Consider the following 16,517-nt stretch of genomic DNA (forward strand, 5'->3'; position numbering starts at 1 on the left):
CTCTAAAGCATCATCATTTCAACTACAAATAAAAATTTCATTTCCTGTTCCCAGATAGGTTTTACAGCATTTATATAAGCATATTAAAAATATGCCGTCAACTATTTAAATTAAATATTAATCTATGAATTCTGACAGCACATTATTTAAAAATAGAAAGCCTTGATCTGTCGTACTCAATTGACCATTTTCTCTGACAATCAATCCGCGTTTTTGCAATAAATTTAGTTTATCTTCAATCACAGATATTGGTAAAAATGTTCTTTCAGAAAAAATAGCTTCTTCAATCCCATGTTTTAAACGCAATACATTTAGCATGAATTCAAAAGGTAATTCTTCGTTGATCACTTCTTCAATCACAAGACGCTCACTCGCACTTTTCTTCAAATACTGCGTGGGATGCTTTTCAATAGAAGTGCGTAAAATACGGGATTCACCTTGCATTGTGACCTTGCCATGCGCGCCTGCGCCAATGCCAATATAATCACCAAATTCCCAATAATTGCGATTATGCTTCGATTGATGCCCTGCTTTTGCAAATGCTGAAACTTCATAATGCTGATAGCCATTAGCTTTCAATAAAGCATAGCTTTGCAATTGCATCTCTTCAATCAATTCACTTTCAGGCAATTTTGGCGGAAATTTATAGAAATAAGTATTTGGTTCCATCGTCAATTGATAATGGGAAATATGATCAGGTTTCAGATCAATCACACCCTGCAAATCACTTAATGCTTGCTCCACTGTTTGATCTGGCAATGCAAACATCAAATCACAATTGATATTATCAAAGCCTGCATCACGCGCGATTTGTACTGCTCTTTTGGCTTCATCACTTTGATGAATTCTGCCCAATTTTTTCAAATGAGCATCATTTAAGCTCTGAATACCAATCGAAATTCGATTGATACCAATTTCATGATAAGCCTTAAAATAGTTAGCATCCACAGTGCCTGGATTTGCTTCCATCGTGATTTCAGCATGTGGATCTAAAATGAGATAGCTACGCAATCCACTCATTAAGCGCGCCATATCATCTGGCTTCATCAAACTTGGCGTGCCACCGCCAATAAAAATTGTGCGAATGGTTCTACCCCAAATTTTAGGCACAATTTTGACAATATCTGCCAATAATGCATCCACATAATCTACTTCGTAGGAATCATTTTTTAACTGATGTGAATTAAAATCACAATATGGGCACTTCTGAATACACCAAGGAAAGTGTATGTATAAACTTAATGGAATCATATATCTCGTGGTTTAAAAATCTGCAAAGGCTTTCGGTACTTTTGGCATTTCGCGTTTATGTTGTGAACGATCATGCCAATGTTTAATGATAGCACTAGTTTCTTCAGAAACGCTTTCACCACGTAAAGCACGATTCATTTCAGCATAACTTAAGCCAATTTCGCCTTCATCTGTCTGTGATTCCCATAAACCACCTGATGGTTTTTTATCAATCACTGAATTTGGCACGCCCAAATAACATGCTAGATCATAAACATCATCTTTCATAAGATGAAACAGTGGAATCACATCCACACCACCATCACCATATTTAGTGAAATAACCTAGTTGCCATTCAACTTGGTTATCTGTACCTACAACCAATGCATTGCGTGCTTGTGCGATGGCATATAATGTCACCATTCTTAAACGAGCACGAACATTACCATCAATCACACGAGCATCATTGGCTATTTTGCCTTGTAGATTTGCTGCACCAACTGTTTGGTAAAATGTAGAATGCGTTGCTGATAAATCCACAGTTGTATGATCTAATTTACACACATCTAAAACACGTTTGGCATCTACTAAATCCTCAGCATTGCTGTGGCAAGGCATCATCACAGCAAAACTATTTTTTAAATCTGCTTTGGCAAGTAAACAACTCACAACTGCTGAGTCAACACCGCCACTTAATCCCACAACAAAACCATCTAAATTACGTAGTTTTCTCTCTTCATGTAACCATTCAATCAAATGATCCACGTAATTTGCGATTTTTTTATCCTTCATAAATAACCTTTTCTAGTTTTGGATTTGGCCAATAAGCTCGACCCGCTTTGGCTTGTGGCTTGCCATCTAATAGAACATTATCACCTGTGAATCCCACATTAATTTCTAACAAACTAGCACCTACGCCATAAACATTGATAGGCACATTATGCTTTTCAAATTCACTGATTTTTTCAGGCGTTAAACCACCACTGACAATGATATTCACATGTTGATAGCCTTCATCATCTAAAGCTTTACGTAATGCAAATACTAACTCTTTATTACAGCCACGAGGATCAAATTGCCCCAACAACTGAGGATTACGCATAAAGTATTGATCCACCATATTGCCTGATGTATCAATACGAACGCCTGCCAATTTATCACCTAATGCACGTGCAACTTTTAAGGAGTCTGTGATCACATCATTATGATAATCCACAAGAACTACTAAACGATCTTCTGGGAATGTTTCACGATAAGCTAAAGATGCCGCAACGATGTCACCATCAAATAATTGAATCAATGCGTGTGGCATTGTGCCGATGCCTTCTTTGCCCCACCATTCATTCATTGCATGCGTTGCTTGTGCTGAGCTTCCGCCGATAAATGCTGCATAACCATCGCCAGCTTGTTGGCTGAAATGATCATTACGATCTGCCATAAATAAGATAGATTTATTACCTGCTGCCTTAACTACTCTATGAACATTAGTAGCAACTGAACTGCGTCTTGCTAAGATGCCATCAATCAAGCCTTCTAAATAACCAAAATCTTCATATTTACCAGTGATTGTTAAAACCGCTTCAAAAGGATTGATCATATCGCCATCGTGCAATGCCGTGATTTCAAGTTGCTCTGGATTTCTAGCAAATGTATGCAAAAGTGCTATAGATTCATCAACACCGCAAACAATGACATGATCTTTACGCTGGAAAAATTGCATCGTAACAACACGATTTTTACAATATTTTTCTGCCAGCTCCGTTGTTTTTAAGAAATATACAGCTGAAAACCAGCCATCCTTAACACGTTCATCAAATTTAAATGTTTGATTTGTTAAACGTTTAATCTTTCCCTGTTGCTTCAACTCTAATTCTTTCATGGTCAGTGTCAATTTGATTAAGGTGAGCTATTATCGCATGTTTGTAAAAAATATCAAACTCATTGATCATTCAAACATTAGCGCCAAAAAGACTGTCATATTCTTCAATAGATTCACAGCTATCTGTTTGTTTTACAATAAAATTCTTAATATATCTTTGGCTGATATAGACTGCCATTATCAAATCTTCTATGAATGAGAATTTATACTACATTGCAGCTTTATGATGGGTCAAACAACTTGGTTTAACTATGATCCAAGGTAATTTTTGATTGCGCAAAAATTCATCAGGTTTTGTTTTTCAATCATCGCTTCGCCTAATGCTTTTTAAACACTTTAGTTTAATAAATTAAACTTAATATCATATAACTTAGAATTATGATAATGACAAACACAACAAAGATTGGCTGATAATACTATAAACCGTATAAATACACACAAAACACACATTATCTTCATTTAAAATTGCTAAACTTACCGCTTATATCATCATTTTAATAAACCATTATGAAAAAACTATTTCGCATTACACTACTGGTAACTGGCTCAATTTTCCTCATAGACGCAATTATATTGATTGCGTTAAAAAAAATTAATTTAGGCTCCATCTTACCTTTCTTGATTGGCTTGATATTTTGCTATCATGCAATTTATTATAAAAAAATCATCCAATATCTTGCCACAAACCCCAAACTTAAAAAATACTGGAAGCTTGGTTGGATTGGATTGACTTGCTGGTTTATTAGCCTATTCTTTTTCTTCATCTATATACACCAACAAAATCAACTCAAGGATGAAATCAAACATACAGATGCAATTATTGTATTAGGTGCAGGTATAGTGAATGATCAACCTTCATGGGCACTCGCTGAGCGTTTAGATAAAGCCTCACACATTTTTCATAGTACTGAAAATGCACTTATTATAGTGACTGGTGGATTAGGCATGAAACAGACACTAACTGAAGCAGAAGTTATGTCTTCATATCTTCAAAAATCACATAATATTCCAAGTGAAAAAATTGCTTTAGAGGATAAAAGCACAAGCACAGAATTAAACCTTAAAAATAGCCAACCCATTTTGAAAGAATATGGCTTAGATAATAATTCTGCTGTTGTGATTGTTACGAACGATTTTCATACAATCAGAGCGTCTGCAATTGCTAAAAAACTCGGTTTCACAAATGTATCAACAGCAGGTGCAATGACGCCGCTCCCCATTCGATATAATGCTTGGCTACGAGAATATTTTGCATTCATTAGTGGTTGGTTGTTAAATGAGTATTAAATAAAATACGTATTATAATTAATCCGAAAATAGAATTTTCAAATAAAGAAAATTAAATCAAACGATTGAATAACTCAGAACCGCCATAAGTCCATAGTAAAATCATCACTGCATAGCGAAATGTTTTACCAATGAATAAATAGATCATACACGGCACAATCGATAAACGTAACCAACCTGCTGCAATGGGCAAAGCATCACCAATGAACGGAATCCAAGAGAATAATAAAATAGAACTGCCATATTTTGTTAAATAGCGCTGGACTCGTGGCGATGGGAGTTTTTTAGGTGGAATCAATCGCCCTAAAAAATAAGAAAGGATTGCGCCTGCACTATTACCAATGCTTGCAACGATCCAAGCGATCAATGTATAGCCAGGATATTTTTCTAGAAATGCCATCAAAGTAACCTCAGAACTCCCTGGCAAGATAGTTGCCGAAGTGAAGCCCGATGCAAACAACAATGCTAAAGCAGTATAGATAGATCCCATATCCTAATGAATTTATAGTAAATTAATTTATTAGTATGAGTTGTCATTGAGATTATGACAAGCATTATCACAAGATAAAAAAGAGTGATGAACTTAAAATCAGCTGCATCACTCTCGGTTGGGACATTTAAATTAATTATGATTAATAAGGCAAGCCAACATAGTTTTCTGCTAAAGATAATTGAGCATATTCAGAATTCAATAAGTGCATGAACTCAGCGCGTCTCATCTTATCTGTAAATACATCATCTTGATCAAAATGATGCAATAACGTTGTCATATACCAAGAGAATCTTTCTGCCCCCCAAATACGTTTTAATGCTTTTTGTGAGTATTCTTCAATACCCGTTGCATCTTTCTCAACATAATGTTGAATGAATGCATCTGCTAAATATAGAACATCACTTGCTGCTAGGTTCAAGCCTTTTGCACCTGTTGGTGGCACGATATGTGCCGCATCACCTGCTAAGAATAAATGGCCATAACGCAATGGTTCAGAAACAAAGCTACGCAATGGTGCAATGCTTTTCTCTAAGCTTTCGCCCGTTTCTAAATGACGTGCTGCTTCAGGATATAAACGCTGACTCAATTCATCCCAGAAACGCTCATCCGACCAGTTTTCTACTTTCTCAGTCAATGGTACTTGCAGATAATAACGACTTCTTGTAGCAGAACGTTGACTACATAAAGAGAAACCACGCTCTGTATAAGAGTAAATTAATTCATCCGATACAGGTTTGGTATCTGATAACACGCCTAACCAACCAAATGGATAAACACGTTCATATTCTTTAATCACATTATCAGGGATAGATTTTCTTGAAACACCATGAAAACCATCACAACCTGCAATGAAATCACAATAAATCGTCATCGATTGACCTTGATACATAAAGGTTACATAAGGATCATTTTCCTTAATATTATGTAAGGTCACTTCTGTTGCTTCATAATACGTTGTTGTACCTTTTGCTTGGCGTGCTGCCATCAAATCACGCGTAACTTCTGTTTGCCCATAAACCACAACAGATTTACCAATCAACTTTTTAAAATCGATGCGATGATGCATATCTTCAAATACTAGCTCAATCCCATCATGAGGCAACCCCTCTTGATGTAGCCTTTGGCTTACGCCAACTCTATCCAATGCATCCACTGTCACACTTTCTAAAACACCTGCACGAATACGACCTAAAACATAATCCGCAGAACGTTGTTCTAGAATAATATTGTCTATTCCTTCTTTGGTTAAAAGCTCCCCCAATAATAACCCAGCAGGCCCAGCACCAATTATGGCAACTTGTGTCTTCATTCCTCTCTCCCTTTCTTAATCCATTGTGGTTTTGTAGGCACAATGTAATTATGCAACCTTTTTCAAAATAAACTATTACTAATTAGTAATAACTGATATCCCGTATATTGCTGATTGACATAACCTGTAGAAATATCTGATAGTTACTGTATAAAATTAATTTTTAAAAACTTCTGAAATTGCCATTTACATGATAAAAGAAAGAAATACACCATTGCCCAGTACGTTATATATGATTGGCTTCTTCTTAGTTGCTGCCAATTTGCGCGCGCCCATTACTGGGGTTGGCCCATTAGCAGATACTATTCAACAATATTTTCAAATATCTCCATCACTCATTGGCTTATTGAATACCACCCCTTTATTAATTTTTGGCTTATTATCGCCATTAGCTATCTTTGGGCAACGCATTGGCATTGAGCGCATGATACTCATTGCACTGATGATATTAATGATAGGAATATTACTGCGCTCACAAGGTAGTTTATCCATGCTGTTTATTGGCTCAATTGTATTATCGACAGGCATTGCAATTGGCAATGTTTTACTACCTGCTTTAATTAAGCGTGATTTTTCTAGTTACATCAGCCAAATGAGCACAGCCTACTCTATTACATTTGGACTGACAGCAGCCATTGCTTCAGGCATTACAGTACCTTTATCCATCATTTTGACAGGACAATGGCGAAGTGCATTAGCCATTTGGGCAATTTTGGCATTCATTGCCATTATATTTTGGTTACCTAATCTTAAACGCCATAATATTACGCCTAAAACTTCCATCAATACTCAACCTAAAAGCATAGCCATTTGGCGCTCGCCCATTGCTTGGCAAGTGACAGGATTCATGGGGTTACAATCACTGACTTTTTATGTCACGATTGGCTGGTTTCCCACGTATTTAAAATCTCATGATATATCATTAAGTGCTTCTGGCTGGCTACTTACACTGTTTCAAGTCATTTCATTATTTGCAGGGGCAGCGATCCCATTCATGATGCGCATTACTAAAGATCAGCGCATGATTGCTATCTTTGCATCATTATCATCTTTGACTGGTATTCTTGGGATTTTCTTCTTACCAAAGCTTGCCATCATCTGGTTTGCAATTGGCGGGATTGGTAGCGGTATCAGTATTATCTTAGCATTAATGTTTATCAGTTTACGCTCTAGCAATCATCAGCAAACAACACAATTATCTATCATGGCACAATCCATTGGTTATTTAATTGCTGCAACTGGGCCATTCTTATTTGGTCTATTATTTGAGATTTTCAATGCTTGGTCTGCATCTTTCACTGTATTCATTATTTTAGTGATATTACAAACAGTTTTAGGTTGCTTAGCGGGTCGAAATCAAACTATTTAAGCATAAATACGACAAAGCCAGTTCATAGAACTGGCTTTTTTGATTACTCTTCAGCTTTCCACTGATTATCCAATAATTGCTCTTGGATATTTTTCACAAACTCTTCTAAGTCTGCGCGAGTCATTTCCATACGAGAGCCATAACGCTCATTTTCGATGGAAGTTGCATGTTCAATCACGAACTTATCTTCGTCTTCTTTGATTAAACTGAATTCTTCAGCATTCTTGTCCATACATCTAAAACCCACCATTTGGATATTATTATAGACAACATTTTTATTCAGTTCTGACATAGTAAACCTCTTTCATCCGTTTAAAAACAGGCGACATTATAACTTCTTCGATTAAAAAAATCTGATTTTAATTTACAATGGCTAACATTGGGAGTTTCGTACAACTATTTTAATTAAACTAATGGATACTATTTTGCGCACCACCCACTGCGAATGCTAATAATATAAATACAATACCACCATATATAATTAAAATAATTCCTTTAGCAAGCACATGCATTTTACTCTCAATTATAGGCATTAGTGAAATAGGCGTTAGCAGTAATCCTATATAGATAATAAGCATTGTTTGAAACAATATACCCAAGTAGAAAAAGATTATATTTCCCCATATAGGAAAACTCAGCAATAAAAGAGCACGAAGTAACTTCTTAAAATCTTCCATTTATAATTCCTTTTTTATCATCAATTTATTGTTATTATTCTACTTCTACTCATACAATAAAAGCCCAATATATTCTATTGGGCTTTTAAATATAATCTACTTAATTATTAAATAATCATTTGATTAATTACTATTTCGCATTCAATAAATTTGGTAAACCTAAAGAAATGGATGGAATATAAGTAATCAATATTAAGAAGAATAATAAGATTAATAACCAAGGCATTGCTGCTTTGATTGTGCGTGTGATTGGCATGCCTGTCACAGCAGACGTTACGAACAAGTTCAATCCAACTGGCGGTGTGATTAAACCAATCTCCATATTCACAACCATAATGATGCCTAAATGAATAGGATCAATGCCTAATTCTGTCGAAATAGGGAAGAAAATTGGTGCCAAAATCATGATAACTGCTGAAGGCTCCATGAAGCTACCTGCAATCAATAACACAATATTTACAATCACTAAGAACATCCAAGGTGATAAGCCTTGTGCTGTTACCCAAGCTGCAATGGATTGAGGAATTTGCTCTGTTGTTAAAACATGTGCGAACAACATCGCATTGGCAATGATGAACATTAGCATCACTGTCATCTTGCCTGATTCCAACATCACTTTAGGGAAATCGCGAATACCCATATCTTTATAGATAAAGAGCGCAACCAATGCAGAGTAAACTGCCGCAACTGCTGCTGCTTCTGTTGGCGTATACATGCCTGAGTAAATACCACCCAAGATGATCACCATCAACAATAAGCCCCACAATGCGCGTCTAAAAGATGTAATCCACTCTTTAAACGTTGCTCGAGGTTGTGCTGGGAATTTCTTAATGCGCGCTACGATATAGATCGCAACCATCAAAGCAACACCCAATAACAGACCTGGCACAATACCTGCGATGAACATTTTACCTACGGATTGCTCAGTTGCCGCTGCATATACAACCATTACAATAGATGGTGGAATCAAAATCCCCAATGTACCTGCATTACAAACAATCCCTGCACCAAACTCTTTTGGGTAACCTGATTTAACCATGCCAGCAATTGCAATTGAACCAACTGCTGCAACTGTTGCTGGACTTGAGCCTGACAATGCTGCAAACAACATACATGCCAAAACTGCACCAATCGCTAAACCACCACGAACATGGCCAACACACGTATTTGCAAAGTCGATCAAACGGCGAGCAACGCCACCTGTTGTCATGAATGCACCTGCAATCAAGAAGAATGGAATTGCTAATAATGTTGTGTGCTCTGATGTTTCAAACATCTTAATTACCAAGCTGCGTGGTGAATCAGGGCTAAAGAACATAATCGTTAATGCACTGGATAAACCCAATGAAATTGCAACTGGCACACCAATTAACATTAAAACAAACAATAGAATGAATAAAAAGGCAATAGTCATTAGATCACTCCTTTCTCTTCATTGTGTTTAACATCTTCTAGCGCCAAAGCATCCGCTGCTTCATCCGCTAAACCTAAAGAATTTTGTTGATGAGTCACAATACGATAGCCAATTTCTAAATAACGCCACATTAATAAGAAGAAGCCGATCGGAACGATAATCGTCAACTGCCAACGCATAATGCCAAAACGATCCAAGCCTTCAGCCATCGTGCTTAAATTGTAGAAGTTCATCACCCAATCAATACTTGCATAAAGCATGATTGCACCGTATGCCAAACAAGCGCCTAATCCTAAATATGCCAAAATGCGTTGTGTCGTTGTATTAAAAACTTTAACCAATGCATCCACACCAATATGCCCGCCAACACGAACACCGTATGACATACAAAAGAAAATTAGCCACGCAAAACATGCTTTTGTGAATTCATTGGACCAGCTGAATGAGCTTGCCAAATCCATCATGTAATCACCAGCATCCAACAAGAAATTTTCTAGCTTTGATTCTTCTTCCCCTGCTACCCAATCTGCCAATTTATAAAATGGCATATAGAGATTGTTCAACATCGTATAAATAAATGTAACAAGCGTCATGGCTGTGAGGATAAAGACCATCATAAAGATTTCTGTCTTTTGCCACAATTTGTCCATGAAGCGATAAGCTTTAATAAACATTAGATTTCCTTCTTGATCTAGAACGCAATAAACCCCTGATATTTTTAATATTAGGGGTTTTCCCTGCCAAAGCAGCTAATAACTATTGCGAAAGATCATTCTCTTAATTATGGATTATTAGATTGAACAGCAGCTTCGATTAAATCTGCACCAATGTCGCCTTCAAATTTTTTCCATACTGGACGAACTGCATCACGCCATTGTGCACGTTCTTCTGGTGTCAATGTGATGATTTCTGTTGTGCCTGCATCCAAAATGCTCTTCTTAGCGCCTTCATTCAAAGCATTCGCTTGTGCGTTCACCTCCACAGTCACTTCAGCCAAAATCGCTTCTAATTCAGTGCGAACATCTGCTGGTAAACCATCCCAGAATTTTGTATTCGTGATCACCATGTAGTCCAAAGTACCGTGATTTGACTCAGTGATATTCTTTTGAACTTCATGAATTTTTTGTGAGTAAATGTTTGAGTATGGGTTTTCTGCACCGTTTACAACACCAGTTTGTAAACCTTGGTACATTTCAGCAAATGCCATTTTACGTGGGTTTGCACGCAATGCTTTGAACTGCTCTTCCAATACTGCTGATGCTTGTACGCGGAATTTCAAACCACGTGCATCTTTTGGTGTACGTAATTCTTTATTTGCAGACAATTGTTTCAAACCATTGTGCCAATAAGCCAAACCAGTGATGCCCTTATCTTTCATGCTTGTTAACAAGCTTTGGCCTGCTGGGCTATTTTGGAAACGATCAACGGCTGCCATATCATCAAAAATGAATGGTAAATCAAATAATTGGATTTTCTTCTGATAATGTTCAAATTTTGCTAATGATGGTGCCAAAATATGGACGTCACCCAATAACAATGCATCCATTTCTTGTCCATCACCATACAATGATGAGTTTGGATAAACTTCTACTTTAACTTTGCCAGGTAAACGCTCTTCTGCCAATTTCTTGAACATTTGAGCACCTTGGCCTTTTGGTGTTGAATCTGCAACAACGTGTGCAAACTTAATTACAATAGGGCTTTGATCCTGTGCATTTGCCATGCCTAACATCCCACATGTTAAAACTACTGGCGCGATTACCTTACTTAACAACTTATTCATTAAATTCATAATTTTACTCCAACCCTTTTTTAAATATTCTAAATGTTAATCCCCGACAATTCAGATAATCGACCTTGTTATATTATTTTTTGAGTCAATATCGAAAACGACAATATCATACAAAAAAGCAAATAAAAACATATTGGATTTTATTTTTTGAAAATTTCAATTGATAACATTATTTTTCATTGAGTTATACAAACAAATTACTACATGATTATTACAATATAGATAATAAAAATAATAAAAAAACCTCAAAGATTTTATCTTTGAGGTTTTTTCAATCAAATTATGTAATTTTTATGTTTACTGAACTTTACTCATTCACAATGAATATACGCTTGCAGAATAAGAGAATGAAAATCACCATCACTAAAGAAACAGCTGCTGATAATCCATAAACCCAGCCAAACCCAAAATGACTTGCTAATCGTAGCGATAAAAAGCTTGCGATGGATGCGCCTGTCATCATCACTGTATATTGTAAGGATGAATCGAGCGTTGCCATTTCCTTCCCTGCTTTATCCATAAATACTGCCATCACAGCAGGTAAAAGCAATGTATAACCGATGCTTAACACCATAATCTGCACAATGAATGCATTGTGATAAAACTTCGTTAACTCTTCCACAAAGATAAAAGAAGCCAACACAAATACTTGGGAGAACAAAATGCTGAAAATCATTGTGTAACGGCTTAAATGATGCATCATCCACCCTGAAATTGGGCTAGCAATCATACATAGAATTGGCAAATATACCGCTAAAATTGTTCCCACTTGTGCAGCATCAAAACCTTGGTCACTCAATACAGGAATGAATGTTGTAGCTGTAAATGCATAAGGCATACACGATAAAATTAGCAAAATAAACCAGCGCCAACCAGTTGTAGGTTGCAACCAATAAGTCCAAATGCGCTTCAATAAATCACGCCAAGGCACTACTTTTTTCTGAGTACTTTGCTGTAATGATGGCTCACGATAGAAATAGAGCTGAATAAGCATAATGCATGATAAAAATAACATTAATCCAACTGCAATATGCCAACCAAAATGCTGATAGAGATATAAAACTAAACCACCACCAATCATTCTGCCTGAACGTGCAGAAAGCACTTGCACAACACCACCAAAACCACGCTCACGATAACTCAAAATTGTGCTGTTTAAACCTAATGTTGCACTTGCAAGAAATATTCCCATAATACTGAGCACAAAACAGATCACCAAGAGCCAATTAAATTGTTCTTTAATATCAATCCAAAACAGTGCAAACAGAGCCAAGAAAATAATACTATTACTCAATAACAGCCAAAACCTAAAATGCCCTGATTTATTATTCACTTGGTAGCACTCAATAATGAGTGATACCAATACTTGCACCAATTCTATGGAAGCCAACAAATACAATAAACTCAGCTGATTTAAAGAAAATCCACTCTGTTTTAAGATCGTCACAATACTGATCATGTAAAAACCAACCAATGTGATCTTAAAATTGCCCAAGCTTAATAGCAGGAACCAATCTCTACGTTTGATAGAACTCATGAATTATTTCCTTTTAAACCACATGTTGAGTTTGCCAAAATTCATAGTAGCGACCTTTTTGGTTGATTAACTCATCATGCTTGCCTCGTTCAATGATTGCACCATCTTCCATTACTAAAATTTGGCTTGCACCCACAATTGTTGATAAGCGATGTGCGATCACTAAAATAGTTTTATTCACTAATAAAGCATCTAGCGCTCTTTGCACTAATAATTCATTTTTAGTATCCAAAGCCGCCGTTGGCTCATCCAGAATCAAAATCGGCGCATCTTTCAAAATGGCACGTGCAATCGCAATGCGTTGCTTTTCACCACCTGACAAGCTACTACCTAAATCAGATAAAACTGTTTGATAACCCAGTTTTGTGCGCATAATGAAATCATGGCATTGTGCTTTTTCAGCCGCTGAGATTACTTCTTCATCCGTTGCTGTTGGCCTTGCCATGCGGATATTATTCAAAATTGTATCTTGGAATAGATAAACATCCTGAAACACTACAGAAACCATGCTCATCAACTGGTTTTGTGTCATATCACGAATGTCTATGCCACCAATTTTTACAGCCCCTTTAGTGACATCATCATGGCGCAAAATCATACGTGTTAATGTTGTTTTGCCTGAGCCTGAATACCCAACTAAAGCTGTGAAAGATTTTTCAGGAATCGTGACATCAATATTTTGTAATGCAATCTTATCTTCGTTGTAAGCAAAATCCACATGATCAAATGTGATGTCATATTGTGTTGGCATATTTTTACACTCTTTTTCTGGTAAATCTTTTTGTGCCAACATGTGTTGTAGTTTTTCGCAACCAATCACAAAAATTTCCAAAAGCGATGACATTTGTACAAAGAAGTTCAATAAATCTGTCACACGCACAATGATCACCATTGCCGTTGCCAATAAAAAGAATGATGCACTATTACTTTGTACTAAAAAAATGCCTAATAACACAATGAGTATTAATCCCAACTGCACTGTGGATGTGATCATTAAGTTAGGGATTTCGCCTTTTTTCGTGCCATAAGCTTGAATTTTCGCAACATCGTGAGCAACTTCTGCAAATGTGCCTTGCTTATTTTGCACTTCACCTGTGGATTTTAATACATCTAAACCTTGAATGAATTCAATCGCCTCGCCTTTCAATTGTCCATTCGCTTCAGCTAAGATACTGAAACCACGGCGAAATGCTTTTCTACGCCAAAAGTACAAAGGAATTGCCATTGGGAAAACCAACAACATCACAACGGCAAATCGCCAATCGTAAATCACCACTGCAATGGCTGCTGAAATTGGCACAATCATCGCGTAAATGATCGTTGTCATTAACATAAATCCATAACCAGCGGCTTCATTCACACTTTGCACTAACACAGCGTTGATTTCGCCTGAACGCTGATTGCTCAAGCTTAATAATGGAATGCTGCGTAATTTTTCGCCCAATCGATGGCGCAATTCATGAATAGCTAAATTTGCATAACCTTTTGTATCATAGCTTTCTGAAAACAGACGGCAGATTAAACTTAATACTAATAAGACGATCACAACGGTTAAAGACTTGCCCCATTCGCCACCATTCACTAAAGCTTCAAAGAATGGATATAGCATCGTCAAAGATATGCCAAAAAAGATGGCAGAAAATACACCAAAAATGAGACAACGGACTAAAATCGGACGCTGTTTCCCTGCTGCCATCAGCAACTGATTCACAGTTCCCCAAACGCTATCCACACTTCTGGTTTCTTGATTAATATAATTTTTCATAATAATAAAATCACTTCCTAATTAATGGTTTTGCGTCATTGTCCAGTTTTGCGTTTGTTGGTAATCATTCCACAATTGCTGATAAGCTTTGTTATCCTGCAATAATGCTTGATGACTACCTTTTGCGATCACTTGGCCTTGATCCAAATAAACGATTTGATCTGCATCCACGATCGTGGATAAACGATGAGCGATCATAATCACAGTTTTATTCACCATTAGCTTTTGGAATGCTTGCATTAACAGTGCTTCATTTTTAGCATCCGAAAATGCCGTTGGCTCATCCAGCACCAAAATTGGACGATTCTGCAAAAATGCACGAGCGATGGTTAAGCGTTGCTTTTGCCCGCCTGATAATAACTGACCGCGCTCGCCCACTTTTGTTGCATATTGTTCTGGCAATGTCATGATGAAATCGTGAATGTTGGCAAGTTTTGCAGCTTCAATCACTTGCTCATTTGTTGCCTTTAAGCCATAACGAATGTTATCGGCAATAGAGCATGAAAATAAGAAACTATCTTGAAACACGAATGAACAGCGACTCATGAGATCATCTTGTTTCATATCACGAATATCCACATCGCCAATTTGAATGCTACCGCCTGTCACATCCCAAAATCTTGGCAAGAGATTAATCAATGTTGTTTTACCAGACCCTGAACTACCCACAATTGCTGTAAAGCTATGCTCAGGCACTTCAAAGCTCACTTGAGTTAATACTGCATTACCATCTTCTTCATAAGCAAAAAAAATATTGTCATAGCGAATATTATGTTTCGTTGGCGATTTTGCATCCGCATCTGTAGGTTCAGCTAAACCTGCCATTGCTTCAATTTCCCAAATACGCTCAATGGATGCACGGGATTTTTCCAATAAACTGTGTAAACCCATATAAGGATGCAAGCTTTCTACAATGCCAGCAGCCAACATGAAATACAGCACCAAATCAATGAAATTCACATAGCCTTTCACATAGAAAATTGTGCCGATCACTAATAAAAATATCTGCATCGGCATGGGTGAAAATAGTGTACGCGCTAAGCGATTACCTAAACCGATTTTGCCAAGCCATGCTTGCATCACATTGTTGTAATTTTCTAAGGATTGCTGATAACGGCCAAATGAGCTATCACCTGCATCAAATGCACGAACAGTGCTCATACCTTGCACATATTCAATGATTGCAGAGTTCACTTGCGCCAATGATTCCATGTATTGACGGCGGAATTGTCGACCACGACGCATTAAAATCTGTAATGCCACAAAAATTACCGCACAAAATGCAAAGACTGCCAAGGCAAACGGCCAATTGAAAATTAGTAATACAATGAAGATTAAAATTGGCGTCGCATAAGCTTCAGCTTTCAGTGGCGGTGCATCTGCAACATAAGAATGTAGCGCATGCACATCATCCAATAATACTTTTGCTAAACCGCCCGTGCCCACATTACGCACATAACCAATCGGCAATTGGCTAATTTTCGTAGCTAATCGTGCGCGCAATACTTCTTCTAATTCAAAAGCACCATAATGAGCCTGATCATGTGCTTTGATTTTCAATGTGTAATAAATGATTGAAAACAAAAATAATGCCGCTGTTAAACCATAAGCATAGCCAAACTTCTGCTCTGATAATGCCCATATGATTGCCAGCATCATCAACCATAATCCCATTTTCATCGCTTGTGCAACAGATGCCATAACAATGGATTTTCTCAACCAGCCCTGAATGGGCTGATAAATATCTTGATGTCGTAAACTCATA

At 37.0% G+C, this 16,517-nt stretch carries 15 protein-coding genes; 2 read left to right on the forward strand and 13 right to left on the reverse strand.

The genetic code is table 11. The features are described from left to right. Window positions 1-117 precede the first annotated feature (117 nt). From hemW to BZK16_RS10425, 3 genes are read right to left on the reverse strand one after another with little or no spacing between them, the layout of a single operon-like run. Window positions 118-1,251 (reverse strand): radical SAM family heme chaperone HemW, encoded by a 1,134-nt coding sequence (hemW, locus tag BZK16_RS10415; protein WP_077928825.1) that lies wholly within the window; start codon window positions 1,249-1,251, stop codon window positions 118-120. Window positions 1,252-1,263: 12 nt separating this feature from the next. Next, entirely contained in the window at window positions 1,264-2,022 is a 759-nt protein-coding gene (nadE, locus tag BZK16_RS10420; RefSeq protein WP_077928826.1) for an NAD(+) synthase, read from the reverse strand. Further along, the gene (locus BZK16_RS10425) at window positions 2,012-3,109 is read right to left on the reverse strand and encodes a nicotinate phosphoribosyltransferase (RefSeq protein WP_077928827.1); all 1,098 of its coding nucleotides are present in this window, start codon (window positions 3,107-3,109) and stop codon (window positions 2,012-2,014) included. The genes nadE and BZK16_RS10425 overlap by 11 nt, the downstream gene beginning before the upstream one ends. Before the next feature lie 507 nt (window positions 3,110-3,616). Here BZK16_RS10425 and BZK16_RS10430 point away from each other — a divergent pair. Next, window positions 3,617-4,396 (forward strand): YdcF family protein, encoded by a 780-nt coding sequence (locus tag BZK16_RS10430; protein WP_077928828.1) that lies wholly within the window; start codon window positions 3,617-3,619, stop codon window positions 4,394-4,396. Window positions 4,397-4,448: 52 nt separating this feature from the next. On the opposite strand, the gene BZK16_RS10435 is transcribed toward BZK16_RS10430, so the two are convergent. Then, window positions 4,449-4,886, reverse strand: coding sequence for a YqaA family protein (locus BZK16_RS10435; RefSeq protein ID WP_077928829.1), 438 nt, complete (start codon window positions 4,884-4,886; stop codon window positions 4,449-4,451). A 142-nt stretch (window positions 4,887-5,028) separates the two neighbouring features. Beyond that, window positions 5,029-6,198 carry a 4-hydroxybenzoate 3-monooxygenase gene (gene pobA, locus BZK16_RS10440; RefSeq protein ID WP_077928830.1) on the reverse strand — a complete coding sequence of 390 codons (1,170 nt, stop codon included), beginning with the start codon at window positions 6,196-6,198 and terminating at the stop codon, window positions 5,029-5,031. Between the two features lie 190 nt (window positions 6,199-6,388). Here pobA and BZK16_RS10445 point away from each other — a divergent pair, with 190 nt between their 5' ends. Next, window positions 6,389-7,567, forward strand: a complete 1,179-nt coding sequence (locus BZK16_RS10445) for a CynX/NimT family MFS transporter (RefSeq protein WP_077928831.1) — start codon at window positions 6,389-6,391, stop codon at window positions 7,565-7,567. A gap of 43 nt (window positions 7,568-7,610) precedes the next feature. On the opposite strand, the gene BZK16_RS10450 is transcribed toward BZK16_RS10445, so the two are convergent. From BZK16_RS10450 to BZK16_RS10485, 8 genes are all read right to left on the reverse strand, one after another. Further along, window positions 7,611-7,859: a hypothetical protein gene (locus tag BZK16_RS10450; protein WP_077928832.1), complete on the reverse strand. Its 249-nt coding sequence runs from the start codon at window positions 7,857-7,859 to the stop codon at window positions 7,611-7,613. A 118-nt stretch (window positions 7,860-7,977) separates the two neighbouring features. Next, on the reverse strand, window positions 7,978-8,244 hold the full coding sequence (locus BZK16_RS10455; RefSeq protein WP_077928833.1) for a hypothetical protein: 267 nt from the start codon (window positions 8,242-8,244) through the stop codon (window positions 7,978-7,980). A gap of 130 nt (window positions 8,245-8,374) precedes the next feature. Continuing rightward, window positions 8,375-9,658, reverse strand: coding sequence for a C4-dicarboxylate TRAP transporter large permease protein DctM (gene dctM, locus BZK16_RS10460; RefSeq protein ID WP_077928834.1), 1,284 nt, complete (start codon window positions 9,656-9,658; stop codon window positions 8,375-8,377). Further along, window positions 9,658-10,332 (reverse strand): TRAP transporter small permease, encoded by a 675-nt coding sequence (locus BZK16_RS10465; protein WP_077928835.1) that lies wholly within the window; start codon window positions 10,330-10,332, stop codon window positions 9,658-9,660. The genes dctM and BZK16_RS10465 overlap by 1 nt, the downstream gene beginning before the upstream one ends. A 107-nt stretch (window positions 10,333-10,439) precedes the next feature. Next, on the reverse strand, window positions 10,440-11,390 hold the full coding sequence (locus tag BZK16_RS10470; RefSeq protein ID WP_233145279.1) for a TRAP transporter substrate-binding protein: 951 nt from the start codon (window positions 11,388-11,390) through the stop codon (window positions 10,440-10,442). Between the two features lie 367 nt (window positions 11,391-11,757). Further along, window positions 11,758-12,987 (reverse strand): MFS transporter, encoded by a 1,230-nt coding sequence (locus BZK16_RS10475; protein ID WP_077928837.1) that lies wholly within the window; start codon window positions 12,985-12,987, stop codon window positions 11,758-11,760. A 13-nt stretch (window positions 12,988-13,000) separates the two neighbouring features. After that, window positions 13,001-14,752 carry an ABC transporter ATP-binding protein gene (locus BZK16_RS10480; protein ID WP_077928838.1) on the reverse strand — a complete coding sequence of 584 codons (1,752 nt, stop codon included), beginning with the start codon at window positions 14,750-14,752 and terminating at the stop codon, window positions 13,001-13,003. Window positions 14,753-14,773: 21 nt separating this feature from the next. Beyond that, complete coding sequence (locus BZK16_RS10485) at window positions 14,774-16,516, reverse strand: ABC transporter ATP-binding protein (protein ID WP_077928839.1); 1,743 nt, start codon at window positions 16,514-16,516, stop codon at window positions 14,774-14,776. Window position 16,517: the final 1 nt, after the last annotated feature.

The organism is Wohlfahrtiimonas populi (assembly GCF_002006795.1).
GTDB lineage: Bacteria > Pseudomonadota > Gammaproteobacteria > Cardiobacteriales > Wohlfahrtiimonadaceae > Wohlfahrtiimonas > Wohlfahrtiimonas populi.

Excerpts from the sequence above, each read along its gene's own strand:
- BZK16_RS10425 (WP_077928827.1), bottom strand. The coding sequence starts at position 3,109 with ATGAAAGAATTAGAGTTGAAGCAACAGGGAAAGATTAAACGTTTAACA.
- hemW (WP_077928825.1), bottom strand. The coding sequence starts at position 1,251 with ATGATTCCATTAAGTTTATACATACACTTTCCTTGGTGTATTCAGAAG.
- nadE (WP_077928826.1), bottom strand. The coding sequence starts at position 2,022 with ATGAAGGATAAAAAAATCGCAAATTACGTGGATCATTTGATTGAATGG.
- BZK16_RS10480 (WP_077928838.1), bottom strand. The coding sequence starts at position 14,752 with ATGAAAAATTATATTAATCAAGAAACCAGAAGTGTGGATAGCGTTTGG.
- BZK16_RS10475 (WP_077928837.1), bottom strand. The coding sequence starts at position 12,987 with ATGAGTTCTATCAAACGTAGAGATTGGTTCCTGCTATTAAGCTTGGGC.
- BZK16_RS10445 (WP_077928831.1), top strand. The coding sequence starts at position 6,389 with ATGATAAAAGAAAGAAATACACCATTGCCCAGTACGTTATATATGATT.
- BZK16_RS10485 (WP_077928839.1), bottom strand. The coding sequence starts at position 16,516 with ATGAGTTTACGACATCAAGATATTTATCAGCCCATTCAGGGCTGGTTG.
- pobA (WP_077928830.1), bottom strand. The coding sequence starts at position 6,198 with ATGAAGACACAAGTTGCCATAATTGGTGCTGGGCCTGCTGGGTTATTA.
- BZK16_RS10450 (WP_077928832.1), bottom strand. The coding sequence starts at position 7,859 with ATGTCAGAACTGAATAAAAATGTTGTCTATAATAATATCCAAATGGTG.
- BZK16_RS10430 (WP_077928828.1), top strand. The coding sequence starts at position 3,617 with ATGAAAAAACTATTTCGCATTACACTACTGGTAACTGGCTCAATTTTC.
- BZK16_RS10435 (WP_077928829.1), bottom strand. The coding sequence starts at position 4,886 with ATGGGATCTATCTATACTGCTTTAGCATTGTTGTTTGCATCGGGCTTC.
- BZK16_RS10455 (WP_077928833.1), bottom strand. The coding sequence starts at position 8,244 with ATGGAAGATTTTAAGAAGTTACTTCGTGCTCTTTTATTGCTGAGTTTT.
- BZK16_RS10470 (WP_233145279.1), bottom strand. The coding sequence starts at position 11,390 with ATGTTAGGCATGGCAAATGCACAGGATCAAAGCCCTATTGTAATTAAG.
- dctM (WP_077928834.1), bottom strand. The coding sequence starts at position 9,658 with ATGACTATTGCCTTTTTATTCATTCTATTGTTTGTTTTAATGTTAATT.
- BZK16_RS10465 (WP_077928835.1), bottom strand. The coding sequence starts at position 10,332 with ATGTTTATTAAAGCTTATCGCTTCATGGACAAATTGTGGCAAAAGACA.